The 26217-nt window shown below is 71.1% G+C and carries 19 protein-coding genes; 4 read left to right on the forward strand and 15 right to left on the reverse strand.

What is annotated here, in order from left to right:
• Positions 1–513, forward strand: a 513-nt coding sequence (locus U9R90_RS09540) for a PucR family transcriptional regulator (RefSeq protein WP_411055956.1), incomplete at its 5' end; no start/stop codon positions are given.
• A gap of 69 nt (positions 514–582) precedes the next feature.
• Here the strand turns inward: U9R90_RS09540 and serA are convergent.
• From serA to U9R90_RS09570, 6 genes are all read right to left on the reverse strand, one after another.
• Positions 583–2184, reverse strand: coding sequence for a phosphoglycerate dehydrogenase (gene serA, locus U9R90_RS09545; protein ID WP_411055957.1), 1602 nt, complete (start codon positions 2182–2184; stop codon positions 583–585).
• Positions 2185–2444: 260 nt separating this feature from the next.
• Complete coding sequence (ilvC, locus tag U9R90_RS09550; protein WP_411055958.1) at positions 2445–3446, reverse strand: ketol-acid reductoisomerase; 1002 nt, start codon at positions 3444–3446, stop codon at positions 2445–2447.
• A gap of 136 nt (positions 3447–3582) precedes the next feature.
• The gene (ilvN, locus tag U9R90_RS09555; RefSeq protein WP_411055959.1) at positions 3583–4107 is read right to left on the reverse strand and encodes an acetolactate synthase small subunit; all 525 of its coding nucleotides are present in this window, start codon (positions 4105–4107) and stop codon (positions 3583–3585) included.
• 26 nt (positions 4108–4133) lie between these two features.
• A complete protein-coding gene (locus tag U9R90_RS09560; RefSeq protein WP_411055960.1) occupies positions 4134–6035 on the reverse strand; it encodes an acetolactate synthase large subunit in 1902 nt (633 codons plus the stop codon).
• Positions 6036–6237: 202 nt separating this feature from the next.
• Positions 6238–9417: a putative bifunctional diguanylate cyclase/phosphodiesterase gene (locus U9R90_RS09565; protein ID WP_411055961.1), complete on the reverse strand. Its 3180-nt coding sequence runs from the start codon at positions 9415–9417 to the stop codon at positions 6238–6240.
• Between the two features lie 207 nt (positions 9418–9624).
• Positions 9625–10563, reverse strand: coding sequence for a 2-hydroxyacid dehydrogenase (locus U9R90_RS09570; RefSeq protein ID WP_411057694.1), 939 nt, complete (start codon positions 10561–10563; stop codon positions 9625–9627).
• A 178-nt stretch (positions 10564–10741) separates the two neighbouring features.
• Between U9R90_RS09570 and U9R90_RS09575 the strand changes: the two genes are divergently transcribed.
• The 3 genes from U9R90_RS09575 to U9R90_RS09585 all read left to right on the forward strand — a co-directional run bounded on the left by U9R90_RS09575 (position 10742) and on the right by U9R90_RS09585 (position 13199).
• Positions 10742–11740 (forward strand): aldo/keto reductase, encoded by a 999-nt coding sequence (locus U9R90_RS09575; RefSeq protein ID WP_411055962.1) that lies wholly within the window; start codon positions 10742–10744, stop codon positions 11738–11740.
• Positions 11741–11863: 123 nt separating this feature from the next.
• On the forward strand, positions 11864–13021 hold the full coding sequence (locus U9R90_RS09580; protein ID WP_411055963.1) for a PQQ-dependent sugar dehydrogenase: 1158 nt from the start codon (positions 11864–11866) through the stop codon (positions 13019–13021).
• Between the two features lie 4 nt (positions 13022–13025).
• The gene (locus U9R90_RS09585) at positions 13026–13199 is read left to right on the forward strand and encodes a DUF6191 domain-containing protein (protein ID WP_411055964.1); all 174 of its coding nucleotides are present in this window, start codon (positions 13026–13028) and stop codon (positions 13197–13199) included.
• Between the two features lie 119 nt (positions 13200–13318).
• Here U9R90_RS09585 and U9R90_RS09590 read toward each other — a convergent pair whose 3' ends face one another.
• The 9 genes from U9R90_RS09590 to gatC form a co-directional block, all read right to left on the reverse strand.
• On the reverse strand, positions 13319–16390 hold the full coding sequence (locus tag U9R90_RS09590) for a helix-turn-helix transcriptional regulator (RefSeq protein ID WP_411055965.1): 3072 nt from the start codon (positions 16388–16390) through the stop codon (positions 13319–13321).
• A 107-nt stretch (positions 16391–16497) separates the two neighbouring features.
• A complete protein-coding gene (locus tag U9R90_RS09595; protein ID WP_411055966.1) occupies positions 16498–16677 on the reverse strand; it encodes a hypothetical protein in 180 nt (59 codons plus the stop codon).
• A 185-nt stretch (positions 16678–16862) separates the two neighbouring features.
• Positions 16863–17498, reverse strand: coding sequence for a hypothetical protein (locus tag U9R90_RS09600; protein ID WP_411055967.1), 636 nt, complete (start codon positions 17496–17498; stop codon positions 16863–16865).
• Between the two features lie 78 nt (positions 17499–17576).
• Positions 17577–19811, reverse strand: a complete 2235-nt coding sequence (locus tag U9R90_RS09605) for an MMPL family transporter (RefSeq protein ID WP_411055968.1) — start codon at positions 19809–19811, stop codon at positions 17577–17579.
• Positions 19812–19949: 138 nt separating this feature from the next.
• Complete coding sequence (locus U9R90_RS09610; protein ID WP_411055969.1) at positions 19950–22031, reverse strand: phosphocholine-specific phospholipase C; 2082 nt, start codon at positions 22029–22031, stop codon at positions 19950–19952.
• Positions 22032–22260: 229 nt separating this feature from the next.
• On the reverse strand, positions 22261–23772 hold the full coding sequence (gene gatB / locus U9R90_RS09615; protein ID WP_411055970.1) for an Asp-tRNA(Asn)/Glu-tRNA(Gln) amidotransferase subunit GatB: 1512 nt from the start codon (positions 23770–23772) through the stop codon (positions 22261–22263).
• 16 nt (positions 23773–23788) lie between these two features.
• Positions 23789–24028: a hypothetical protein gene (locus U9R90_RS09620; RefSeq protein WP_411055971.1), complete on the reverse strand. Its 240-nt coding sequence runs from the start codon at positions 24026–24028 to the stop codon at positions 23789–23791.
• A complete protein-coding gene (gatA, locus tag U9R90_RS09625) occupies positions 24025–25530 on the reverse strand; it encodes an Asp-tRNA(Asn)/Glu-tRNA(Gln) amidotransferase subunit GatA (protein ID WP_411057695.1) in 1506 nt (501 codons plus the stop codon). The genes U9R90_RS09620 and gatA overlap by 4 nt, the downstream gene beginning before the upstream one ends.
• Before the next feature lie 23 nt (positions 25531–25553).
• Positions 25554–25850, reverse strand: a complete 297-nt coding sequence (gatC, locus tag U9R90_RS09630) for an Asp-tRNA(Asn)/Glu-tRNA(Gln) amidotransferase subunit GatC (RefSeq protein ID WP_015036350.1) — start codon at positions 25848–25850, stop codon at positions 25554–25556.
• Positions 25851–26217 lie beyond the last annotated feature (367 nt).

The raw sequence follows: 26217 nt of genomic DNA on the forward strand, positions 1-26217 counted from the left end.
GCCGGGGCCGGAGCCGGGGGCGGGGCCAAGGCCGGAGCCGGGGCCGGAGCCGGAGCCGGGGCCAAGGCCGGAGCCGGGGCCGGAGCCGGGGCCGGTGGTGGTGTCGCCGCTGGGATCGGGGGGCCGCTGCGAGGGCTCGCGGACCTGCCGACCGCCTGGGCGCAGGCCGTCGCGGCCGCTCGCAGCGCGCTCGCGCAGCCCGGGCTCGGGCCGGTGGCCGAGTGGGCGGCCATCGGCCCGTACCGCCTCCTCACCGCGCTGCCCGCCGACGCCGCGCACGACTCCTGCGTACGGGCACTGCTCTCCCCCGCACACGCCGAGATCGCCCGCACCGCGGAGGTGTTCCTCGACCACGCGGGCCAGGCGGGCCGCACCGCGGCGGCGCTCGGCATCCACCGCCAGACGCTGTACTACCGCCTCTCGCGGGTGGAGCAGCTCACCGGCCTCGACCTGGACGACGGCCAGGACCGGCTGCTGCTGCACATGGCGTTGAAGCGGGCCCGTCTGGGGTGACGGTCCCCGGACACACGCGACGGGGCCCGGCCACTTCACAGCGGCCGGGCCCCGTCGACGTACGAACGGTCAGTCCGTCAGGTTGACCGAGCGCGCCGAGGTCGCGCCGATCTCCTCGGCCAGCTCCGCGAGCACCCCGGTCGGGACCGTGTCGTCGACCGTGAGCACCGCGAGGGCCTCGCCGCCGACGTCCGCGCGGGAGACCTGCATGCCGCCGATGTTCAGACCGGCCTCGCCGAGCACCCGGCCGACCGTGCCGACGACGCCCGGACGGTCCGCGTACCGCAGGACGACCATGTGGTCGGCGAGCGCCAGGTCGATGTCGTGCTCGCCGATCGCGACGATCTTCTGCAGGTGCTTGGGCCCGGCCAGCGTGCCGGAGACCGCGATCTCCTCGCCGCCGGTGAGCGTGCCGCGCACGGTGACCACGTTGCGGTGGTCGGGGGACTCCGAGCTGGTGGTCAGGCGGACCTCGACGCCGCGCTCCTGGGCGAACAGCGGAGCGTTGACGTACGACACCGTCTCGTCGACGACGTCCTCGAACACGCCCTTGAGCGCGCTGAGTTCGAGCACCTTGACGTCGTGCTGGGTGATCTCGCCGTACACCTCGACGTCGAGCCGCACCGCGACCTCGCCGGCGAGCGCGGTGTAGATCCGGCCGAGCTTCTCGGCCAGCGGCAGGCCGGGCCGTACGTCCTCGGCGATGACGCCGCCCTGGACGTTGACCGCGTCCGGCACCAGTTCACCGGCGAGCGCGAGCCGCACCGACTTGGCGACCGCGATACCGGCCTTCTCCTGCGCCTCGTCCGTGGAGGCACCGAGGTGCGGGGTGCAGACGACCTGGTCGAACTGGAAGAGCGGGGAGTCGGTGCACGGCTCCTTGGCGTAGACGTCCAGGCCGGCGCCGGCGACCCGGCCCTCCTTGAGGGCGGAGAACAGCGCCTCCTCGTCGACGATGCCACCGCGCGCGGCGTTGACGATGCGGACGGTCGGCTTGACCTTGTGCAGCGCCTCGTCGCCGATGAGACCGAGGGTCTCGGGGGTCTTGGGCAGGTGCACGGTGATGAAGTCGGAGACCTCGAGCAGCTCGTCGAGGGTCAGCAGCTTCACGCCCATCTGCGCGGCACGCGCGGGCTGTACGTACGGGTCGTACGCGACGACCTTCATGCCGAACGCGGACATCCGCTGGGCGACCAGGACGCCGATCCGGCCGAGGCCGACCACGCCGAGGGTCTTCTCGCTGAGCTCGACGCCGGTGTACTTGGAGCGCTTCCACTCGCTGTTCTTGAGCGCGGTGTTGGCCTGCGGGATGTTCCGCGCGGTCGCGATGAGCAGACCGCAGGCGAGCTCGGCGGCGGTGACGATGTTGGACGTCGGGGCGTTGACGACCATCACACCGGCCTTGGTGGCGGCGGAGACGTCGACGTTGTCCAGGCCGACCCCGGCGCGGGCGACGACCTTCAGCTTCTTCGCGGCGGCGATCGCCTCGGCGTCGACCTTGGTCGCGGAGCGGACCAGGATCGCGTCGACGTCGGCGATGGCGGGCAGCAGCTCGGCGCGGTCGGCTCCGCTGCAGTGCCGGATCTCGAAGTCCGGACCCAGCGCGTCCACTGTGGCGGGCGACAGCTCTTCAGCGATGAGTACGACAGGTTTGGCAGGGTTCGAGCTCACGTGTGTCCTCACAAGTCCATTGCGGACGGCCGTCCCGACGGCCGCAGGCGGTGGAGGGGCAAGCCGCGTGGAAGACGCACGACGCTGTGGGCCTGACGCGTATGTGGTGTGCAGTCTAGTGCCGCCGCGCGGCGAGTTTTCCGCCTCGGCGGAAGGATCACCCATCCGTGGTTGGACGGGGTGTCCAATGGCGATTGACCACCATGTCCGAAGGCGTGCGGCGGGGCCGGACCACCGGTCCGGCCCCGCGCGCGTCAGCCTCAGGCCTCGTCGTTGTCGACCCAGCTCATGAGCTTGCGCAGCTCCTTGCCAGTGGTCTCCAGGAGGTGGTTCTCGTCCTGCTTCTTGTACTCGTTGTACTTGGGCAGGCCGTTGTGGTACTCGGCCATCCAGTTCTTGGCGAAGGTGCCGTCCTGGATCTCGGCGAGGACCTTCTTCATCTCGGCCTTGGTGGCGTCGGTGATGATCCGCGGGCCGGTGACGTAGTCGCCCCACTCGGCGGTCTCGGAGATCGACCAGCGCATCTTCTCCAGGCCGCCCTCGTACATGAGGTCCACGATGAGCTTCAGCTCGTGCAGGCACTCGAAGTACGCGATCTCCGGCTGGTAGCCGGCCTCGGTCAGGGTCTCGAAGCCCGCCTTGACCAGCGCCGCCGTACCGCCGCAGAGGACGGCCTGCTCGCCGAAGAGGTCGGTCTCGGTCTCCTCGGTGAAGGTCGTCTTGATGACGCCGGCGCGGGTGCCGCCGATCGCCTTGGCGTACGACAGCGCGAGCGCGAAGCCGTTGCCCGACGCGTCCTGCTCGACGGCCGCGATGCACGGGACGCCGCGGCCTTCCTCGTACTGGCGGCGGACCAGGTGGCCCGGGCCCTTGGGGGCGACCATGGCGACGTCGACACCGGCCGGGGGCTTGATGAAGCCGAAGCGGATGTTGAGGCCGTGGCCGAAGAAGAGGGCGTCGCCGTCCTTCAGGTTCGGGGCGATGGACTCCTCGTACACCTGGGCCTGGATCGGGTCCGGGACCAGGATCATGATGACGTCGGCCTCGGCGGACGCCTCGGCGGGGGTCACCACGCGCAGGCCCTGCTCCTCGGCCTTGGCCTTGGACTTGGAGCCCTCGTGCAGACCGACGCGGACGTCGACGCCCGAGTCACGCAGGGACAGCGCGTGGGCGTGGCCCTGGCTGCCGTAACCGATGACCGCGACCTTGCGGCCCTGGATGATGGACAGGTCTGCGTCGTCGTCGTAGAACAGCTCGGCCACTTGAGGTCTCTCCTTGGTGATGGCGGCAGCGGATGCCGGGTTGCCCACACAGTACGTGGGGACGGGGGGTGCCTTGACGGTCAGTCTCGGGATGTGGGCCGCAGGTGGCTGACGGGCCACCCACGGCCCGGGGGGGTCAGGCCGAGCGGTCGAGGGCGCGCAGGCTGCGGTCCGTGATGGAGCGCGCGCCGCGGCCGATGGCGATCGTGCCGGACTGGACGAGTTCCTTGATGCCGAAGGGTTCCAGCATCTTGAGCATCGCCTCCAGCTTGTCGCTCGATCCTGTTGCCTCGATCGTGACTGCCTCGGGCGAGACGTCCACGGTCTTGGCGCGGAAGAGCTGGACGATCTCGATGATCTGGGAGCGGGTCTCGTTGTCGGCGCGCACCTTCACCAGAACGAGTTCACGCGCGACGGCCGCGCCGTCTTCGAGTTCGACGATCTTCAGGACGTTGACGAGCTTGTTGAGCTGCTTGGTGACCTGCTCCAGCGGCAGGTCTTCGACCTGCACCACGATGGTGATGCGGGAGATGTCGGGGTGCTCGGTGACGCCGACGGCGAGCGAGTCGATGTTGAAGCCGCGGCGGGAGAACAGGGCGGCGATCCGGGCCAGGATGCCGGGCGTGTTCTCGACCAGGACGGAGAGTGTGTGCTTGGACATGGGCTTGAAGCTCTCTCTCGGCTCTCTCAGTCGTCTTCGTTGTCGCCGAAGTCGGGGCGGACGCCCCGGGCGGCCATGACCTCGTCGTTGGAGGTGCCGGCGGCGACCATCGGCCACACCTGGGCGTCCTCGTGGACGATGAAGTCGACCACGACGGGTCGGTCGTTGATGGCGTTGGCCTTGGCGATCACCGTGTCGAGGTCGGCCGGGTCCTCACAGCGCATCGCGACACAGCCCATGGCCTCGGACAGCTTCACGAAGTCCGGGACGCGGGTGCCCTTGCGGGTGCTGCCGCTGGCGCCGACCTGGGAGCCGGGGTCGTCGTGGCCGGTGTCCTCGGCGTGCAGCACGGTGTTGGAGTACCGGCCGTCGTAGAACAGGTTCTGCCACTGGCGGACCATGCCGAGGGCGCCGTTGTTGATGATCGCGACCTTGATCGGGATGTTGTTGAGCGCGCAGGTGACCAGTTCCTGGTTGGTCATCTGGAAGCAGCCGTCGCCGTCGATCGCCCAGACCGGGGCCTCCGGCTTGCCCGCCTTGGCGCCCATCGCGGCCGGGACCGCGTAGCCCATCGTTCCGGCGCCGCCGGAGTTGAGCCAGGTCGCGGGCCGCTCGTAGTCGATGAAGTGGGCGGCCCACATCTGGTGCTGGCCGACGCCCGCGGCGAAGATCGTGCCTTCGGGGGCGAGCTTGCCGATGCGCTCGATGACCTGCTGCGGGGCCAGGCTGCCGTCGTCGGGCAGGTCGTAGCTGAGCGGGTAGGTCTCGCGCCAGCGGTTGAGGTCCTGCCACCAGGCCGCGTAGCCGTCGGCCGCCGCCTCGCCGACGGCCCCTTCGGTGTGCTCGGCCTGGACGGCCTGCACCAGGTCGGCGATGACCTCGCGGGCGTCGCCGACGATCGGCACGTCGACCGCACGGTTCTTGCCGATCTCAGCCGGGTCGATGTCGGCGTGGATGACCTTCGCGTACGGGGCGAAGCTGTCCAGCTTGCCGGTGACGCGGTCGTCGAAGCGGGTACCCAGCGCGATCAGCAGGTCCGCCTTCTGCAGCGCGGTGACGGCGGTGACCGCGCCGTGCATGCCGGGCATGCCGACGTGCAGGGGGTGGCTGTCGGGGAAGGCGCCCAGGGCCATCAGGGTGGTGGTGACGGGGGCGTGGGTGAGCTCCGCCAGGACCTTCAGCTCGGCGGTCGCGCCGGCCTTGAGGACGCCGCCGCCGACGTAGAGGACCGGGCGCTTGGCCTGGCCGATCAGCTTGGCGGCTTCCCGGATCTGCTTGGCGTGCGGCTTGGTGACCGGGCGGTAGCCGGGCAGGTCGTGGGTGGGCGGCCAGCTGAAGGTGGTGCGGGCCTGCAGGGCGTCCTTGGCGATGTCGACCAGGACCGGGCCCGGGCGGCCCGTGGAGGCGATGTGGAAGGCCTCGGAGATGGTCCGCGGGATGTCCTCGGCCTTGGTGACCAGGAAGTTGTGCTTGGTGATCGGCATGGTGATGCCGCAGATGTCCGCCTCCTGGAAGGCGTCCGTGCCGATCGCCTTGGAGGCGACCTGGCCGGTGATCGCGACCAGCGGCACGGAGTCCATGTGCGCGTCGGCGATCGGGGTGACCAGGTTGGTGGCGCCGGGGCCGCTCGTCGCCATGCAGACGCCGACCTTGCCGGTGGCCTGGGCGTAGCCGGTGGCGGCGTGGCCCGCACCCTGCTCGTGGCGGACCAGGACGTGCCGGACCTTGCTCGAGTCCATCAGCGGGTCGTACGCGGGCATGATGGCGCCGCCGGGGATGCCGAATACCGTCTCGGCGCCGACTTCCTCGAGAGAACGAATGAGGGACTGCGCACCCGTGACGTTCTCGACGGGGGCGGACTGCTGTCCTCCGGAACGGGGCCGCGGCTGCGGATGGTGGGCCCCGGTGGCCTGCTCGGTCATCGGCATTCTCTTCTCGAAGCTAAGGGTGATTTGCGAGGGTATGTGCGGTGCCAGTGCAACAAAAAACCCCCCGTGCCCGGAGGCAAGCGAGGGGAGCGCGTCGGTGCGTTCGCCGAGTCTTCACAACTCGGCTTCAGCCGACGCGCTTTCCAAGTACGAGAATTCGGGTGCGCATGACATTGACCCTCCCTCCGAGGCCCTAGGACTGTCAAGTGGGTGGGACGGCCGTCTCATTATGTGAGCGACTGATCGTGCCGCCGATGACCTGGACCGAGCCGTTGGCCGCGCCGTTGCCTGAGCCGTTGACCTGGCCGTTGCTGCCGTTCTTGGTGCCGTGCCGGCCGCCGCCGCCGATCGGGCCGCGGACCCGCACCGGCTCGATCGGGCCATGCGGAAGGGAGTAGTGCCCCCCGGTCAGCACGCGGCGCAGCCGGTACTCGTCCAGCGGCCCGGAGAACGCCATGCCCTGGCCGTGCGAACAGCCCATGGCGCGCAGCGCGACCACCTGCTCGGGCAGGTCGACGCCGTCCGCGACGGAGCGCAGCCCGAGGTCGGCGGCGATCCGCAGCAACCCACTGGTGATCTTGTGCAGACGGGCCGACTCCACCACGCCCTCGACCAGGGAGCGGTCCAGTTTGAGTACGTCGACGGGGAGCCGGCGCAGCGCGGTGATCGCCGCGTGTCCGCTGCCGAAGCCGTCGAGCGCGATCCGCACACCGAGTCTGCGCAGCGCGGTCAGGCGGCGCTCGAGGTCGTCCAGGGAGCCTCGGGGGTCACTGTCGGCGAGCTCGATGACGAGGGCGCCGGAAGGAAGCCCGTGGCGGGTGAGGAGTGCCTCGATGGAGCCGAGCGGCATGGAGCGGTCCAGCAGGCGGTGGGCGCTCATCCGGACCGCGACCGGGACGGCGAGCCCGTTGCGCGCGCGCTCGGCGGCCTGCTCGACGGCCTCTTCGAGCATCCAGCGGCCGAGCTCCGGGGAGCGGTCGCCCGCGGCGGCGGGCTCGGACTCGGAGACGCGCAGGAACTCGGCGGGGGTGAACAGGATGCCCTGGGCCGAGCGCCAGCGGGCCTGCGCGCAGACCGCGGTGATCCGGCCGGTGTCCAGCGAGACCACGGGCTGGTGCAGCAGGGCGAACTCGCCGTCGTGCAGTGCGGAGCGCAACCGGCTCGCCAGTTCCGACTTGCGCACCACTTCGGCCTGCATCTGGGGGGCGTACAGCACGACACGGCCCTTGCCCGCGGCCTTGGCGCGGTACATCGCGAGGTCGGCGTTGCGCAGCAGTTCGCCCGCGGTGACGCCGGGCTCGGCGAAGGCGACGCCGATGGAGGCGGCCACCCGTACGTCGTTCCCGTCGATGACGTACGGCTCGGAGAGGGCGAGCCGCAGCCGGTCGGCCAGCTCGTGGATGTGGAACTCACGCGCGGTGCGGTCGCGGGTGCCGTCGCCGAGGATGAGGGCGGCGAACTCGTCACCGCCGAGACGGGCCGCGGTGTCCCCTGACCGTACGGAATCGGCCAGTCTCCGTGCCGCCTGCACCAGGAGTTCGTCGCCTGCCTGGTGGCCGATGGTGTCGTTGACGGCCTTGAAGCCGTCGAGGTCGATGAAGAGCACGGCGGTGCCCCGGTCGCTGTTGCGGCGGCCGCCGAGCGCCTGTGAGACGCGCTTGGTGAACAGCGCGCGGTTGGGCAGGTCGGTGAGCGGGTCGTGCTCGGCGTTGTGCTGCAACTGGGCCTGCAGGCGGACGCGTTCGGTGACGTCCCGACTGTTGAAGATCAGACCGCCTTGGTGGCGGTTGACGGTCGACTCGACGTTGAGCCAGTCGCCGGAGCCGGACTTGAAGCGGCATTCGATACGGGTCGTGGGCTCGTCCAGCGGCCGGGCGGCCAGGAATCTACGGATCTCGTGCGCCACCCGGCCGAGGTCCTCCGGGTGGATCAGCATGGCCAGTTCGGTGCCGACCAGTTCGTCCGCGTCCCGGCCCCAGACTCCGGCGGCGGCCGGGCTGACGTACCGCAGGATGCCGCTCGGCGCGGCGATCATGATGACGTCGCTCGACCCCTGCACCAGGGAGCGGAAGTGGTTCTCCTTCTGGGCCAGTTCCTGGGTGAGCGAGATGTTGTCCAGGAGCATGATCGCCTGCCGTACGACCAGCGCGAGCACCACCGTGCAGGCGGTGACCAGGACGACCCGGTCGACGCTGCGGCCGTTGAGTACGTTGTTCAGGATGCCCAACGTGCAGACGGCCGCGGCCAGATACGGGGTGAGCGCGGCGATCGAGCCGCCGATGGGGCGGGTGACCTGGCCGCCGCGCCGCACCATGCTCGCCCAGTGCTCGTCGGCCTGCTCGGCGCTCCGCGCGAACGCGGTGTCCTGGGCGTACGCGGTGTCCTGGGCGTACGCGGTGTCCTGCGCGTACGCGGTGTCCTGCGCGTAGGCGTACCCCGCGCTGCCCGGTCGTGGGGTCACCCAGGGGGCGTACGCCAGGAGCAGGGAGCCCGCGAACCAGCCGGCGTCCAGGATCTCACCCGAGCGGTAGGTCTCCCGCAGCAGCGGCGAGGTGAACAGGGTGTCGCACAGGACGGTCAGCGCGAGTGCGGCGATCGCGGTGTTGATCGCCGAGCGGTTCGCGGACGTACGCCGGAAGTGCAGGACGAGCACCATGCTGACCAGCACGATGTCAAGGAGCGGATAGGCCAGCGAGAGCGCGGCCTGGGGCACGCTGCGGTCGCCGAACTCCGCGGTGTGCGCGAGCGCCAGGCTCCAGGACAGGGTCAGCAGCGAGCCGCCGATCAGCCAGGAGTCCAGCGCCAGGCAGACCCACCCGGCGCGGGTGACGGGCCGCTTGGCCAGCACCAGCAGGCCGACGATGGCGGGCGGCGCGAAGCACAGGAAGAAGAGGTCGGCCAGGCTGGGCGTGGGCACCGGGGTGCGCAGTACGACCTCGTACCAGCCCCAGACGGCGTTCCCGATGGCCGCCATCGCCGAGGAGAGTGCGAACAGCAGCCAGGCGGGTCGAAAGCGGCTCTGCCGGGTGCGGGCGTAAAGGAAGCAGGAGACGGCGGCTGTCGCGGCGGCGAGGCTCAGTCCGAAGTCCCCCATGACGAGGGCGAGTCGCTCGGATCCCCAGCCGAGGGCGGAGCCCGTGGCGTAGCCCGCGCACACGATGGCGAGCACCAGTTGCGGCACCAGGCCCGTCGTCCGGCCGCCCCCGGAGGCGGCGCCGACGGTCGGCCACACACCGGGGGTACTCACCGAGCCGCCCGGATCTGGCAGGTCCTGGCCGCCCTGATCTGGCAGGTCCTGCGGGTGGTCCCGCGCCGGTGTCTGGTCGACAGGGCGCGCGAGGGTCGTCGACGGCGTCCCCGCCGCGTCGGATGGTTCGTCCATAGGCCGTGCATCGCCCGTCGCCCCCCTCGCTGTCCGATATCTCCCCTGCGCCGAACTCCGCGCGGCGCTGCCCCAGTCGGGACGATACACCAGTCTCGTCACTCAGGGACATAGCCTCTCTACTCTCCGTGACGACCAGCGACGATGCGGGCACTTGGTGCATATGGGCGATCGCCGAGCGTGTGCGAAGCCTGTGCGAAGCGACCGCTATCCGGTGGTGAGTACGACGTTGTCCAGCGGCTCCCCGGCCGCGTACCGCGCCACCTGTCGCGCGAGCAGCCGCTTGGCGCGCGGCAGGAAGGCGGAGGAACTGCCGCCCACATGCGGGCTGATGAGGAGGTTCGGAGCATGCCACAGGGGGTGACCCGCGGGCAGCGGTTCCGGGTCGGTGACATCGACGGCGGCCCTGATGCGCCCGGTCTCCAGTTCGGCGATGAGGGCCTTGGTGTCCACGACGGGGCCGCGGGCGACGTTCACCAGCAGGGCGTCGTCCTTCATCCGGGCCAGGAAGGCCGCGTTCGCCAGGCCTTTGGTGGTCTCGGTGAGCGGCGTGGAGAGGATCACGACGTCGGCTTCGGGGAGCAGCGCGGGCAGTTCGGAGAGCGGGTGTACGGGGCCGCGCTCCGTGGTGCGGGCGGAGCGCGCGACGCGCGCCACCCGCGCGCATTCGAAGGGGGCGAGCCGGTCCTCGATGGCGGCGCCGATGGACCCGTACCCGACGATCAGTACGGACTTGTCGGCGAGCGCCGGATAGAAGCCGGAGCGCCACTCCTCGCGCTGCTGCCCGCGCACGAACCCCGGGATATCGCGCAGTGAGGCGAGGATCAGCGTCAGCGCGAGCTCGGCGGTGGAGGCCTCGTGCACCCCCTTGGCGTTGCACAGCCGCACGCCGGGGCGCAGCAGACCGAGTCCGGGCTGCACATGGTCGATGCCCGCCGTCAGGGTCTGGACGACACGGAGCGACGTCATCGCCGCCAGCGGGCGGATGGAGACCTCGGTGGACTTCATATAGGGGACGGCGTAGAAGCCGCAAGCGGCCGGGTCCGCGGGGAAGTCCGGGCCGCCGTCCCAGTGGCGGTAGGTGGGCCCCTGGGGCAGTCCGGGGATCTCGTCGGCGGGCAGCGGGAGCCAGATCTCCTCGCTCATGTCCTTCATACCCTTCATGTCGTTCATGGTCAGGAGGCTAATGGCCGGGAGGCCGTGGTCAGGAGGCCGTGGTCAGGAGGCCGTGGTCAGGAGGCCGTGGTCAGGAGGCCGTGCGCGGCCGGTCCGGCGCCAGAGGTTAGTTTGGGGGCTCGGGCAAGGTCGGGGAGGGCACGGGCAGGTGGAGGGCAGGACGATCGGCGCGGGGGCGCTTGAGGTGGGCGCGATCGGGCTCGGATGCATGCCGATGAGCTGGGCGTACACCGGCTCGCGGCAGCGCGGGGAAGAGTCGCTGCGTACCGTGCACGCCGCACTCGACGCGGGCGTGAACCTGCTGGACACGGCGGACATGTACGGGCCGTTCACCAATGAGCTGCTGATCGGCCGGGTGCTGCGGGACCGGCGCGCGGACGCCTTCGTGTCGACCAAGTGCGGGCTGCTCGTGGGTGAGCAGCACATCGTGGCCAACGGCCGCCCCGGATATGTGAAGCGGGCCTGTGACGCCTCGCTGCGGCGGCTGCAGACGGATGTGATCGACCTGTACCAGCTGCACCGGGCCGACCCCGAGGTGCCCGTCGAGGAGACCTGGGGCGCGATGGCGGAGCTGGTCACGGCGGGCAAGGTGCGCGCGCTCGGGCTGTGTGCGGTGGGGGCACGTGCGGGCCGCAGAGCCGGGGCGGCGCTGCATGACGGAACGATCCGGCAGCTGGAGCGGGTGCAGCAGGTCTTCCCGGTGAGTGCGGTCGAGGCCGAGCTGTCGGTGTGGTCACCGGAGGCGCTGGACGCGCTGCTGCCGTGGTGCCAGGCGCGCGGGGTCGGCTTCCTGGCGGCCATGCCGCTGGGCAACGGCTTTCTGACCGGGACGCTGACGCCCGGGCAGGGCTTCGAGCCCGATGACGTACGGGCCCGGCATCCGCGGTTCACGTCCGAGATGATGGCCGCGAACCAGCCGGTGGTGGCCGGGTTGCGGCGGGTCGCCGGGCGGCACGGGCCCGAGGTGACCCCGGCGCAGGTGGCGCTCGCCTGGGTGCTGACGCGGGGGCGGCAGGTGGTGCCGGTGCCCGGGGCCAAGCGGGAGCGGTGGGCGGTGGAGAACGCGCGGGCCGCGTCGCTGAGACTGACCGCGGCGGATCTGACGGAGATCGCGGAGCTGCCGCCGGCGCAGGGGTCGTGGGACTGACCTCGCCTCTCCTGGCGTGTCCCTCTTGCCGTGATCGGGAACCTTTGAGGCGGCTGCGGTGTAAGAAGAGTGAGAGGGACAACAGTCACCGCCGAAGGGACCAGAATCGTGCGACGTCGTGCTGTGACAGCCGTAGGGGCCGCCGCCGCGCTGCTCCTGGTGGCGGGCTGCTCATCGGGCAGCGACGAGGGGCCGGTGTTCCCGGGGCAGGGCGAGAACTCGACGCCCGGCGGCCCGTCGCGGTCGGGCGACGCGGCCCAGGCGCCACCCGCCAAGGGGTCGGTGAAGGTCGTGGACACCGTGACCGAGGACCTGGAGTCGCCCTGGGGACTGGCCCCGCTGCCCGGCGGCGATCTGCTCGTCTCCTCGCGGGACGAGGGGACCATCACCCGGGTCGACGGGGACAGCGGCAAGAAGACCGTGATCGGCTCGGTGTCCGGCGTGGAGCCCGCAGGCGAGGGCGGTCTGATGGGCCTGGCGCTCTCGCCGTCGTATGCCTCGGACCGCATGGTGTACGCGTACTTCACCACCGCGTCGGACAACCGCATCGCCCGGATGCGGTACGACGAGAAGAAGCCCGTCGGCAGGCAGCTGGGCGCGCCCTCCACGGTCCTCAGGGGCATCCCCAAGGGCGTGAACCACAACGGCGGGCGGATCGCCTTCGGCCCCGACAAGATGCTCTACGCCGGAACGGGCGAGACCGGCGACCCGGACCTGGCGCAGGACAAGACGTCGCTGGGCGGCAAGATCCTGCGGATGACCCCGGACGGGCAGCCCGCCGACGGGAATCCGGAGGCCGACTCGGTGGTGTATTCGTACGGCCACCGCAATGTGCAGGGCCTCGCCTGGGACAAGGACAAGCGGCTGTGGGCGGCCGAGTTCGGCCAGGACACCTGGGACGAGCTGAATCTGATCGAGGCGGGGAAGAACTACGGCTGGCCCGAGGTCGAGGGCGGGGCGAACGGCGACGGTGAGGGTGAGGGCGGGTTCACCGGTCCGGTCGCGCAGTGGAAGACGTTCGAGGCCTCGCCGAGCGGCATCACCTGGGCCGAGGGGTCGATCTGGATGGCGGGGCTGCGCGGGCAGAAGCTCTGGCGCATCCCGCTGGACGGCACCGACCCGGTGGCGAAGCCTGAGGCCTTCCTCTCAGACGAGTACGGCCGACTGCGCACGGTGGAGTCGGCGGGCCGCGGCAAGCTCTGGCTGGTCACCAACGAGACGGACGGACGGGGCACGCCGGGGGAAGGCGACGACCGGATTCTGCGACTGGAGGTGAAGTAGCGCGATGTTCAACCTGATGGAGGAGATCTTCGCTCCGGGACGCAAGCACACCAACGCGGAACGCAAGCGGCTTGAGATGACTCGCGTCGACCTGAACGACAACGATCCGGGGAAGGGCCCGATAGACCTCACCTCGGGCAAGGTCGTGATACGGCTGCCCGCCCAGGACTCCGACTGAGGCTCTGACGGGCGGGTGGGGTTCCTGTCCGGCTGACGGGCGGGCGGGGTTCCCGTCCGGCTGGGGTTCCTGTCCGGCTGACGGGCGGGCGGGGTTCCCGTCCGGCTGGCGGGCGGGGGTCAGGCCTGGGCTCGCTCCGTTTCGGCGGGGAACAGGCGCAGGCGGTGGGCCAGGGCGGCCGCCTCGCCTCGGCCGGAGACGCCGAGTTTGGCGAGGATGTTGGAGACGTGGACGCTCGCCGTCTTCGGTGAGATGAAGAGCTCCTCGGCGATCTGGCGGTTGCTGCGGCCGACCGCGACCAGGCTGAGTACGTCCCGCTCCCGGCTGGTGAGGCCGAGCGACTGGGCGGGGTCTTCGGGGGCCTGGGCGGGCGCGGGGACCGACGGCTCCGCGCCGGTCAGGGTGAGCCGGGCGCGCTGGGCGAGCTGGATGACGTCCTCGGCGAGCGGGCGGGCACCGAGCGCGTCGGCCACCTCACGGGCCCGGCCGAGGAGTTGGGCGGCCCGCTGGCGCCCGGCGTCGTCCGGCGCGGCCGACAGGAGGGCCTCGGCGAGGCGGTGTTGCACCTGGGCCAGGTCGTAGGGGCGCTTCAGAGTCTGGAGGACGTCGAGCACCTCGTCCCAGTCGGCGACCGTGTCGCGCCCCTCGGCGCGCAGCAGTTCGGCGCGGACCCAGCGCTCGTAGCCCTTCCAGAGCGGCACCAGGGTCGCCAGGGGCTTGGCCGCGGCCCGGATGCGTTCGATGGCCTCGGCGCGGCCGGGTTCGGCCGCGGGCAGTCCGCGGGCGGCGGCCTCCGCTTGGGCGGCGACCAGCAGGAGCGGCCAGATGTAGCGCCGCGAGCCGGGAGGAAGCCCGTCCTGGGCCGCCTTGGCCATACCTTCCCGGGCGTCGAGGAAGCGTCCCTGGGCCGCGGCGATGGCCATGTCGAGTGATGCGAGCGGGATCGCGTGCTGCGGTACGGGGTCGTGACGGCTGAAGTGCTCCTGCCACGCCTCGAACTCCGCGACCGCCGTGGCCAGGTCTCCTCGGGCCAGCGCCAGGTTCGCGAGGAGACCGGACGCCATGCCGCGCGGCTGGCGGCTGATGGACTTACGACGGGCCTGCCGCGCGGTGTCGGCGCACTCATCGAAGCGGCCGAGCGAGTACAGCGACTCGGCCATGTTGCCCAGAGCCCAGCTCTGGGCGTCCAACAGCCTGTACTTACGGGAGAGTTCAATGCCCCTGGTGGCGACGGCCACGGCTTCGTCGGAGCGGCCGATCCCTTCCAGCTCGGACGCGAGGTTGATGTGCGAGCGGCCGATCTGCGAGGTCAGTCCCTGATCGACTACGCGCTTCCTGACCTCGTCCATCTCCGCGAGTCCGGCCTCGATCTCTCCGGCGTCGACCAGGATGCCGCCGTAGGTGAGCCTGGCGTGCAGTTCGATGCGCTCGGCCCCCAGCATGTGCGCGTACTCGACGGCGCGCTCGGCCGCCTCCAGACTCTCCGCTCCGGGCTCGTGCAGCATGCCCCAGGCGGCGACGACGGACAGCACCTCGGCGTGTACGTCGGACGGGGGCAGCCCGCGCACCAGTTCCTGCGCGGCGGCGATCTCCTTCCAGCCGTCGCTGCGGCCCAGCGCGGAGCACAGCCATGAACGCTGTACCCAGAACCACGCCGATCGCAGCGGGTCGTTGGCGTCGTCCAGGAGGCGCAGAGCCTGCTTGGCGATCTTCAGGGCGCGCTCCCGCTCGCCGCAGAGCCGCCCCGCGACCGTGGCCTCGGCCATCAGATCCAGGTAACCCAGCGGTGTGGTCTCCGGATCGCAGCCGCAGGGCGGATACGCCTCGGCGTAGTCCGCCGGGCGCAGCTCGTCCCGTACCTCCTCGGGCGCGTCGTCCCACAGCTCCATCGCGCGCTCCAGCATGCGCAGTTGCTCGGAGTGCGCATGGCGGCGCCGTGCCTCGACGGAGGCGCGCAGCACGGCGGGCAGGGCCTGGGCCGCGTCATGGGCGTGGTACCAGTAGCTGGCGAGGCGGGGGGCGCGCTCGTCGGCGCGTATCAGCGAGGGGTCCGCCTGGAGGGCCTCGGCGTAGCGGCGGTTCAGCCGGGAGCGTTCGCCGGGCAGCAGGTCGTCGCTGACGGCCTCGCGCACCAGGGAGTGCCGGAAGCGGTATCCGTCGCCGTCGGCGCTGGCCAGCAGGATGTTGGCGCCGACCGCTGACCGCAGGGCCTCGATCAGGTCGTCCTCGCCGAGGCCCGCCACCGCTGCCAGCAGCGCGTACTCGACCGTGGAGCCGCCTTCGGCGACGAGCCGGGCGACCCGCTGGGCGTGCTCGGGCAGCGCCTCGACCCGGACGAGCAGGAGGTCGCGCAGGGTGTCGGGCAGACCTGTGGCGCAGCCACCGCTCTGGGCGGCGGCCAGCTCCTCCACGAAGAAGGCGTTGCCGTCGGAGCGCTCGAAGACCTGGTCCACCAGGGACTGTTCGGGCTCGGCGGCGAGGATTCCGGCCAGTTGGCGGCGGACTTCCAGCGGAGTGAAGCGGGACAGTTCGACGCGCCGGACGGTACGCAGCCGGTCCAGCTCGGCGAGCAGGGGGCGCAGCGGATGGCGGCGGTGGATGTCGTCCGCGCGATAGGTGGCGATCACGACGAGACGGCCACGGCGCAGGGTGCGGAAGAGGTAGGAGAGCAGGTGGCGGGTCGAGGCGTCGGCCCAGTGCAGGTCCTCGATGACGAGAACGACGGTGCGCTGCGCGGCGATCCGCTCCAGGAGGCGCGCGGTGAGCTCGAAGAGGCGTGCGGTGCCCTCTTCGTCGCTCGGGCCCGATCGGCCGTACGGCCCGCGGCTGGCTTCGCCGATCTCGGGCAGCAGCCTGGCCAGTTCCTCCTCCTGCCCGTCGGCCGCGGCGGCCAGCTCGTCGGGCAGCTGCCTGAGCAGGGAGCGCAGGGCGGTGGAGAAGGGGGCGAACGGCAGTCCCTCGGCGCCTATTTCGACGCAGCCGCCGAGCGCCACGACGGCGTCGTCCCGGCAGGCTCCGGCGGAGAACTCCTCGATGAGGCGGGTCTTGCCGACCCCGGCCTCGCCGCCGACGAGCAACGCCTGCGGCTCGCCCGCGGCGGCGCGGACGAGCGCATCGTTCAAGGCGGTCAGCTCACTGGCGCGGCCGACGAACACGGGACTGAGGGACCTGATCTCCACACCGCCGAGCATCGCACAGGGGTCTGACAGAACGGCACTCGGTTTCGGCGCGGGTGGGGCTGGTCGCGGCGGACCGGCGTCAGGCGGGCCCGCGTAGAGCGGGCCCGCCTGGGGCAGGTTCACGCGGCGCGGGCGAAGCGGGCGCGCCAGGACCGGTCGCTCACCCGCCCCTCCGGGTCGTGCTCGGCTGAACCGCCCGCGGCACGGCGGGGCCGCCGGACCTGGTTGGCCAGCCGCTGGGCGTCGGCCTCGCGGATCAGCTCGGCCTGGCGGATCTCGTACTGCCGGTACTCGAACATCTCGTTCCCCCTGGTGGGTTGTCGTATCGCTCTCTGCGATGACTCCACCTTCGCCTCCCAGGGGGTGCCGCCACATCGGGAGATCGCCCCATCTCCGAGTGGACCAGAGCCTTAGGCCGCCCTAGGACCCCTCCTAGAGCGGCCTAAGGCCCCGGCTGCCAGAGGCCTCACGGCTTGCCTGGTACCTAGGAGGCGGACGGCAGGCCGAGGATGAGGCCCGAGTACTTGGCGATCGCCAGCAGCAGGCCCAGGACGCCGAGGACGACTCCGGCGCAGGCCACGGACCTGGTCCAGGGCAGCTGTACGCGCGCGGAGGCCCCGAACGCGGGCCTGGCCAGCACCACGGCTCCCACGGTCAGCGCGGCCAGCGCGAAGGCGCCGCCGATCAGCGCGGTGAGCTGCCAGGAGTCCCCGTACACCGCCTGGATCTGCTGCGCGACGCTCGCGGTCTGCTGGGTCTCCAGCTGGCCGATCAGCGTGGCGCGCGCGGCGGCCACGGTGCCGACCCAGCTGCCGGTGAGAGCCACCACGGCGAGTCCCACGGAGACGACCGCGGCCGCGCCCTGGCCGATTCCGGTACGGGGCTTGTCGTCGGCCTGGGCGGACTCTTCGGCGGCGTCGGGGGTGTCGGCAGCCTCAGGGGTGTCGGTGGCGTCGTCGAGCTCGGCTTCCGGTTCCGCATCCGGTTCCGCTTCGGCCGCGACCTCCGGCTCGGCCTCGGCCTCGTTCGCGGTTTCGAGCTCGGTCTTGGCCTCGGCCTCGGTCTCGGCTTCTGTGCGGCTATCGCCGGGGGACTTGTCCTGGTTCGTCGCAGTCGTCATACGCCGCACGCTAGGTGCCCTGTCTGAGAGCTTCCTTCACGCCGGGCGCCGGACCTGAGAGCCGTCTTAACGGGCCCCTCAGCGGGACGCGCCCACCTCGACCGGCTGCTCCGCCTCGTCCGCCCGCTGACCGGGAATCGCCACCGCGCCACACTCCGGCGGCTCGATGCTGATCCTCGGCAGCCACCGGTCCAGCCACTTGGGCAGCCACCAGTTGGCGCCGCCGAGCATATGCATCAGGGCGGGCACCAGCAGCGTACGCAGCACGAACGCGTCCAGGGCGACCGCTGCCGCCAGCGCGATGCCGAACATCGCGATGACCCGGTCGCCGCTGAGCACAAAGGCCAGGAAGACCGAAATCATGATCACGGCCGCCGAGTTGATCACCCGGCTGGTCTCGGCGAGGCCGACCCGTACCGCCCGCCGGTTGTCGCCGGTCTCCAGCCACTCCTCGTACATCCGGCTGACCAGGAAGACCTGGTAGTCCATCGAGAGCCCGAAGAGCACCGACACCATGATGACCGGCAGGAACGGTTCGATCGGCCCGGCCCGGCCGAGGCCGAGCAGCTCACTCCCCCAGCCCCACTGGAAGATCGCGACCACCACGCCGAAGGAGGAGGCGACCGCGGCGACGTTCATCGCGGCGGCCTTGAGCGGGATGCCGATGGACCGGAACGCGAGCAGCAGCAGGAGGCAGCCGAGGCCGATCACGACGCCCACGAAGAGCGGCAGCTTGCCGACGATGACCTCGGCGAAGTCGTCGTAGCTCGCGGTGATCCCACCGACGTACGCCTCGACCGATGAGCCGGACGAGCCTGACGCGCCCGACCCGGCCTTCGGCAGCACGTCGTCGCGCAGCGTCTTGACCAGGTCGCTGGTGGCCGCCGACTGCGGAGCCGATTCGGGGACGACGGTCAGGAAGCCGATCTCGCCGTTCTGGTCGTAGGTCGCGGGGGTGACGGCGGCGACCCCGTCGGTGCCCCGCAGGGTGTCGCCGAGCCGGTCCAGTGCGAGCCTGCCCTGCGGGCCGTGGACCTCGCCGACCACGGTCAGCGGGCCGTTCACGCCGGGCCCGAAGCCGTCGGCCAGCAGGTCGTAGGCCTGTCGGGTGGTGGCGCTCGTCGGGTTGTTGCCCTGGTCGGACGTGCCGAGCCGCAGCGAGAGCGTGGGCAGCGCGAGAGCCGCCATCAGCAGCAGTGCAAGCACGCCGAGCAGCTTGGGGCGACGTTCCACGAAGGCCGACCAGCGGGCCGCGAAGCCGGTGGGCAGCTCGGGCTGCGGGCCATGCTCGTCGAGCCGCTTGCGTTCGCGGCGGGACAGCGCGCGCGTGCCGATGAAGGAGAGCAGGGCGGGCAGCAGCGTCACCGAAGCCGCGACAGTGAGGACCACGGTGAGGGAGGCGGCGATCGCGACACCATTGAGGAAGCTGAGCCGCAGGATGAGCATGCCGAGCAGCGCGATACAGACGGTGGCACCCGCGAAGACGACCGCGCGCCCGGTGGTGGCGGCCGCGTTCTCGGCCGCCTCGTCCACCGAGAGGCCGCGTTTCAGGCCGCGCCGGTGCCGCGTCACGATGAACAGCGCGTAGTCGATGCCGACACCGAGGCCGATCAGCATGCCCAGCATGGGCGCGAAGTCGGCGACGGTCATCAGGTGGCCGAGCAGTACAGTGCCCGCGTACGCGGTGCCGACGCTGACCAGCGCGGTGGCGATCGGCAGCAGGCTGGCCGCGAGCGATCCGAAGGCGAGGAAGAGGACGACGGCGGCCACGGCGACCCCGACGATCTCCGCGACATGCCCGCCCGGAGACTCGGTGACCCCGATGGCGGTGCCGCCGAGCTCCACCTGGAGGCCGTCCGCCTCGGCGGCCTTGGCGGTCTCGACGACGGCCTCGGCGTGCGCCGGGTCGACCTCGTGGGCGGGCTTGTCGAAGGTGAGCGCGGCGTAGGCGGTGTGCCGGTCCTGGCTGATCTGGGACTCGCCGGCCGCGCCGTACGGGCTGGTGACGGAGGCGACGCCGGGCAGCTCGGCGACCTTGTCCAGGGTCTTGGACATCGTCTGCTGGACGTCGGCGGCGCGCACCGTGCCCTGGTCCGTGTGCCAGACGATGGTGCCGGTGTCGCCGCCGAGGTCGGGGAAGCCGGACTTCAGCAGTTCGGTGGCGCGGCCCGAGTCGGTGCCCGGGACCTCGTAGTCGTTCGAGTACGCGGAACCGGCGATGCCGGCCGCGGCACTGACGCCCCCCAATGCGAGCAGCCAGAGCAGAACGGTGACGAGTCGGTGCCTGATGCACCACCGTGCGATGACTGCCACGAAGCTGCTCCCTGAGTGATCGTGGATCTGTGGCGGGAAACAGCCCGTTTCGTACTCGGCTCGTACCCGTTCAGAGCCCACTTTTACAGCAGGAAGAGATCGTTTGTCCTTTTCGTGTTTCTCTTCACAAGACCGCGCTCAGCCGGAGATACTGGCCCGCCCGTTCTCGATGTGCCCCATCAGCCTCCGCCGGAACGTCTGGTCCGTGTCGCTCACGACTTCCAGGTCGTACCAGCCGTGTGCCTTGGCTGCCTGGTGGGCGACGGTGCGGCTCCGGCCCGGCCGGACGGTGATCTTCCGGGGCTTGGAGTCGGCGTACGCCAGCGGCCGCAGGGTGAAGGTGACCGGCTCGGTGCCGCCGTTGCGCAGGGTGAGACGCACCTTACGCGCGCGTGGATCGATGTCGGTGGCCACCTCGGGCCCCGCCGCGACACTCCCGGCGAACTCACGCCGGAAGCCGTTCGGCCCGGTGACCGTGAAGCGGTACGAGCCCGATGCAAGGGGCACCTCCCACTGCGCCTCGCCCCTTACATCGGTGTGCTGCGGGGCCGCGTACTCGCCCGCGTACGGATAGAGCGCGAAGTGTGCGCTGGAGCTCCCCGTGTTCGACAGCGCGAGCCGGAAGACCTTGCCCGACGCGTCGACGGACCCCTGCGCGTCGGGCTGGTACGGCAGCGGCCGGGCGGGGCGGTGTCCTGGTTCCTGCTCGGGCATCGTCTGGCGCGACGGCGGCTGCGGGGCCCAGCGCCCGGAGAACGGCGGTATCGCGCCCGGCCGCTCCACCTCGGGCTGCGGGCGGCCGCGGGTGAAGTCGAAGGCGCCGGTGAGGTCGCCGGTGACCTTGCGGCGCCAGGCGCTGATGCCCGGCTCCTCGATGCCCGTCCACCGCTCCAGGAAGCGGATCACCGAGGTGTGGTCGAAGACCTCCGACGAGACATAGCCGCCGACCGTCCACGGCGAGACGACCAGCATCGGCACCCGGATACCGAGCCCTGTGGGCCGCCCCTGCCAGCGCTCCTCGCTCTCGTCGGCGGGCGGTACGGGCGGGGGTACGTGGTCGAAGAAGCCGTCGTTCTCGTCGTAACAGATGAAGACGGCGGTGCGCCGCCACACCTCGGGGTGCGAGGCGAGCGCGTCCAGGACCTTGTAGACGATGGTGGCGCTGTGGATCGGCGACGAGACACTCGGGTGCTCGGAGTCCAGCGCGGACGGCACCAGATACGAGACCTCGGGCAGCTTGCCCGCCGCGACGTCCTTGCCGAACTCCTCGGCGAGGGTGCCCGTGGGCAGGCGGCGCAGCGCCCGCTCGAAGAGGCAGCGCTCGCTCGCGGTCAGCGTGCCGACGCCCTCCTCCAGTACGGCGAGCAGGGCGTCGCGCTCCTCGGGGGACCCGGCCGCCCGTACGGTCGCGTAGAACGACTCCATATAGGTGTGCTCGGTCTTGGCCAGCACCTTGCGGGCGATCGCCTTGAACGAGGTGAAGAACTCCGCCTGGTTGTCGGTGAAGTTCTCCCACTCCGTGTACGTGCGCCAGCTTCGGCCCGCCTGCTCCAGCCGTTCGAGGTAGGTCGGCCAGTCGTAGCCGGGGTGGCTGTCCTCGTCGTAGGCGCTGTTGCCGACGGCGCGGTCGCCGCCTGCCTCGTAGCCCGTCTTGCCGCTCCACAGGTGGTTGCGGTTGGGGCTGGTCGAGGTGTGGATGGACGAGTGGTACGCGTCGCAGACGGTGAAGGTGTCCGCGAGTTCGTAGTGCAGCGGGATGTCGTCGCGCGTGTAGTACGCCATGGTGGCCGCGGTCTTGGCGGTGATCCAGCCGTCCATCCAGCCGTTGTTCCAGGCCTTGGCCCCGCCGTCCCAGGAGTGGTCGAGTGCCCCGATGTACTGCAGGTCCTTCTGCTGCGCCTCGGCCGCGTCGCGTACCGGGAAGGGCAGGACGGTGCCCAGCGGGGCGGGCTGTTCGAAGACCGGCTTGCCGCTGGGGAGTTCGATGGCGTTGCGGTCGCCGAAGCCGCGTACACCGCGCAGGGCACCGAAGTAGTGGTCGAAGGAACGGTTCTCCTGCATCAGGATCACCACGTGCTCGATGGCGTCCAGGCCACCGGTCGGCGGCGGCGCGGCCAGCGCCGTCCGCAGCGAGGGCGGCAGCAGCGAGCCCGCCGCCGCGGCGCCGAGCGCGCCACCACCGAGTGCGAGCGTGCGCCGCCGTGAGATGTCCGTGGCCACTTGGTCCTCCCGAGTCCGTCGGTCCACCGGGGCGGGGGCGTCCGGTGCGACGGGCGGGACGCTAACGACGTTCGGCGGCGGGCGGAACACATCCAGGCGACAACAATGGAACGTCCAACTGGACGCGTACGAGAGTCCATGCCCCCGACCCACCCTCACAGGGTCACACGCACAGGGGCGGGGCGCCGGATCAAACCGGTGCCCCGCCCCTTGCGGATCAGGCCTGGCGTCAGCCCTCGACGCCGAGCTTCTCCAGGATCAGCTCCTTGACGCGGGCCGCGTCCGCCTGGCCGCGGGTCGCCTTCATGACCGCGCCGACCAGGGCGCCGGCCGCGGCCACCTTGCCGCTGCGGATCTTGTCCGCGATCGCCGCGTTGGCCGCGATCGCCTCGTCCACGGCCGCGGTGAGCGCGCCCTCGTCGGAGACGACCTTCAGGCCGCGCTTCTCGACGACGGTGTCCGGGTCGCCCTCGCCCTTGAGCACGCCGTCGATGACCTGGCGGGCCAGCTTGTCGTTCAGGTCGCCCGCCGTGACCAGCGCGGTGACCCGGGCGACCTGGGCCGGGGTGATCGCCAGCTCGTCCAGCGCGCGGCCCGACTCGTTGGCGCTGCGGGCCAGCTCGCCCATCCACCACTTGCGGGCGGACGCGGCGTCCGCGCCCTCCTCGATGGTGGCGGCGATCAGGTCGACCGCGCCCGCGTTGAGGATCGACTGCATGTCGTGCTCGGAGACGCCCCACTCCTCGCGCAGCCGGTTGCGGCGCACCCGCGGCAGCTCGGGGAGCGTCGTGCGAAGCTCCTCGACCCACTCGCGCGCGGGGGCCACCGGGACCAGGTCCGGCTCCGGGAAGTAGCGGTAGTCCTCGGCGTTGTCCTTGATCCGGCCGGCCGTGGTGGAGCCGTCTTCCTCGTGGAAGTGCCGGGTCTCCTGGACGATCGTGCCGCCGCTGCTGAGGACCGCGGCGTGCCGCTGGATCTCGTAGCGGGCCGCACGCTCGACGCTGCGCAGCGAGTTGACGTTCTTCGTCTCGCTGCGCGTGCCGAAGGTCTCGGTGCCGTTCGGGCGCAGCGACAGGTTGACGTCGCAGCGCATCTGGCCCATTTCCATCCGGGCTTCCGACACGCCGAGCGCCTTGATCAGCTCACGCAGCTCGGCGACGTACGCCTTGGCGACCTCGGGTGCGCGCTTGCCGGCGCCCTCGATCGGCTTGGTGACGATCTCGATCAGCGGGATGCCGGCGCGGTTGTAGTCCAGGAGGGAGTGCGAGGCGCCGTGGATACGGCCGGTCGCGCCACCGACGTGGGTCGACTTGCCGGTGTCCTCCTCCATGTGGGCGCGCTCGATCTCCACGCGGAAGACCTCGCCGTCCTCCAGCTGGACGTCCAGGTAGCCGTTGAAGGCGATCGGCTCGTCGTACTGCGAGGTCTGGAAGTTCTTCGGCATGTCCGGATAGAAGTAGTTCTTCCGGGCGAAGCGGCACCATTCGGCGATCTCGCAGTGCAGCGCGAGGCCGATCTTGACGGCGGACTCGACGCCGATCGCGTTGACGACCGGGAGGGAGCCGGGCAGGCCGAGGCAGACCGGGCAGGTCTGCGAGTTGGCGTCGGCGCCGAGCTCGGTCGAGCAGCCGCAGAACATCTTGGTCTTGGTGCCGAGCTCGACGTGGACCTCAAGGCCCATGACGGGGTCGTACGTCGCGAGGGCGTCCTCGTACGAAGCCAGGTCAGTCGTGACAGTCACGGTGAAACTTTCCCTCTCAGCCCAGCAGGACGTCGTCGTCGCCGAGGCGCTTCAGCTCGCGGTAGAGCAGAGCGATGCCGGTGGCGATGGCGGCGGCGGAGACAACGGCGTCGACGAGCTGGAGCGTGTCGTGCTCGAAGCGGGCCTTCTTGGCCTGCTTGATCACGCTGATCGCGCCGAACGCGGTGGTGCCGATGGACAGATACGTACCGGCCTTGGACTTCTTGAAGCCCTTGGCCTTGGCCAGCGTGCTCACAGCGACGGAGCCTCCTCTAGCAGCGGGTGGCCCCACTTTTCCACGAATGCGGCCTCGACAGCAGCCCCGACCTTGTAGAGCCGGTCGTCCTTCATGGCGGGGGCGATGATCTGCAGACCGACCGGGAGGCCGTCCTCCGGCGCGAGGCCGCAGGGCAGCGACATGGCGGCGTTGCCCGCCAGGTTGGTCGGAATGGTGCACAGGTCGGCGAGGTACATCGCCATCGGGTCGTCGGCGCGCTCGCCGATCGGGAAGGCGGTGGTCGGCGTGGTCGGGCTGACCACCACGTCGACCTGCTCGAAGGCCTTCTCGAAGTCCTGGGTGATCAGGGTGCGGACCTTCTGGGCGCTGCCGTAGTACGCGTCGTAGTAGCCGGAGCTCAGCGCGTACGTGCCGAGGATGATGCGGCGCTTGACCTCGTCGCCGAAGCCGGCCTCACGGGTGAGCGCGGTGACGTCCTCGGCGGACTTCGTACCGTCGTCGCCGACCCGCAGGCCGTAGCGCATGGCGTCGAAGCGGGCCAGGTTGGACGAGCACTCGGAGGGCGCGATCAGGTAGTACGCGGAGAGTGCGAGGTCGAAGGACGGGCAGTCCAGCTCGACGATCTCCGCGCCCAGCTCCTTGAGCAGTGCGACCGACTCGTCGAAGCGCTGCATCACGCCGGCCTGGTAGTGCTCGCCGCGGAACTGCTTGACGATGCCGACGCGCATGCCCTGGACCGAGCCGTTGCGTGCCGCCTCGACGACCGGCGGGACCGGGGCATCGATGGAGGTGGAGTCGAGCGGGTCGTGCCCGGCGATGGCCTCGTGCAGCAGGGCCGCGTCCAGGACCGTACGGGCGCAGGGGCCGCCCTGGTCGAGCGAGGACGAGAACGCCACCATGCCGTAGCGGGAGACGCCGCCGTACGTCGGCTTGACGCCGACCGTGCCGGTGACGGCGGCGGGCTGGCGGATGGAACCACCGGTGTCGGTGCCGATGGCGAGCGGGGCCTCGAAGGCGGCCAGCGACGCGCTGGAGCCGCCGCCGGAGCCGCCGGGGATGCGGGTGAGGTCCCAGGGGTTGCCGGTCGGCCCGTACGCGCTGTTCTCGGTGCTGGACCCCATGGCGAACTCGTCCATGTTGGTCTTGCCGAGGATGACGACGTCGGCGGCCTTGAGCTTCTGGGTGAGGGTCGCGTCGTACGGCGGGACCCAGCCCTCAAGGATCTTCGAGCCGACCGTGGTCGGCATGTTCATGGTGGTGAAGATGTCCTTGAGCGCGAGCGGCACACCGGCGAGCGGGCCGAGCTGCTCGCCCCTGGCGCGCTTCTCGTCCACGGCGCGGGCCTGCGCGAGTGCGCCCTCGCGGTCGACGTGCAGGAAGGCGTGCACCTTCTCGTCGACGGCGTCGATCCGGGCCAGGTGGGCCTCGGTGACCTCTACGGCGGTGAGCTCACCGGAAGAGATCTTCGCGGCGATCTCGGCCGCTGTGAGCCGGATGATCTCGGCCTTGCCGTCCGTCATATCTGTCATGTCCGTCATGGTGATTAGTCCTCCCCCAGGATCTGCGGCACCTTGAAACGCTGCTGCTCCTGGGCCGGGGCGCCGGAGAGCGCCTGCTCGGGGGTGAGCGACGGACGGACCTCGTCCGCGCGCATGACGTTGGTCAGCGGCAGCGGGTGGGAGGTCGGCGGTACGTCTTGGTCGGCGACCTCGGAGACGCGGGCGACCGCGCCGATGATGTCGTCGAGCTGGCCGGCGAAGTGGTCGAGCTCTTCGCCCTTCAGCTCCAGACGCGCCAGCCGTGCGAGGTGGGCGACCTCCTCGCGCGTGATGCCAGGCATGCGGATCCTCACGGGGTGACTGTGATGGTGTTGGCCCCAATCCTATGGGGCCCGGCCCCATGCCCGTGAAACGGTTAACCGGCGCGACGCCGATCGGGCTGCCCGTTCTGCGCCGATCCCGCGACGCGGGCTGGCCGATCCCTGCGCTCGCACTGGCCAGTCCCGCCGCGCAGGCTGGCCCGGTCCGGCGGACGCGTGACTCGTCCGGTCGGGCGGACGCGGGACTCGTCCTCGCCCCGCACCGGGCTCACGCCACCCGCTGCGCGGCTGTGACCGGACCCGGCCTACGGCCGGGACTCCCCACCCACCCGCCCGAGAACCGGGGCTGTAGCCCCACGGCGACGCGGCGGGGGCGAGGCGGTGCGGG

Origin of the sequence: Streptomyces sp. E11-3 (assembly GCF_046540415.1) — a bacterium.
Classification (GTDB): Bacteria; Actinomycetota; Actinomycetes; order Streptomycetales; family Streptomycetaceae; genus Streptomyces.

Coding starts and splice junctions, on each gene's coding strand:
- ilvN (WP_411055959.1), bottom strand. CDS start 4,107: ATGTCCAAGCACACACTCTCCGTCCTGGTCGAGAACACGCCCGGCATC.
- U9R90_RS09560 (WP_411055960.1), bottom strand. CDS start 6,035: ATGCCGATGACCGAGCAGGCCACCGGGGCCCACCATCCGCAGCCGCGG.
- U9R90_RS09565 (WP_411055961.1), bottom strand. CDS start 9,417: ATGGACGAACCATCCGACGCGGCGGGGACGCCGTCGACGACCCTCGCG.
- U9R90_RS09570 (WP_411057694.1), bottom strand. CDS start 10,563: ATGAGCGAGGAGATCTGGCTCCCGCTGCCCGCCGACGAGATCCCCGGA.
- U9R90_RS09585 (WP_411055964.1), top strand. CDS start 13,026: ATGTTCAACCTGATGGAGGAGATCTTCGCTCCGGGACGCAAGCACACC.
- U9R90_RS09590 (WP_411055965.1), bottom strand. CDS start 16,390: ATGCTCGGCGGTGTGGAGATCAGGTCCCTCAGTCCCGTGTTCGTCGGC.
- U9R90_RS09595 (WP_411055966.1), bottom strand. CDS start 16,677: ATGTTCGAGTACCGGCAGTACGAGATCCGCCAGGCCGAGCTGATCCGC.
- U9R90_RS09600 (WP_411055967.1), bottom strand. CDS start 17,498: ATGACGACTGCGACGAACCAGGACAAGTCCCCCGGCGATAGCCGCACA.
- gatA (WP_411057695.1), bottom strand. CDS start 25,530: ATGACGGACGGCAAGGCCGAGATCATCCGGCTCACAGCGGCCGAGATC.
- gatC (WP_015036350.1), bottom strand. CDS start 25,850: ATGCCTGGCATCACGCGCGAGGAGGTCGCCCACCTCGCACGGCTGGCG.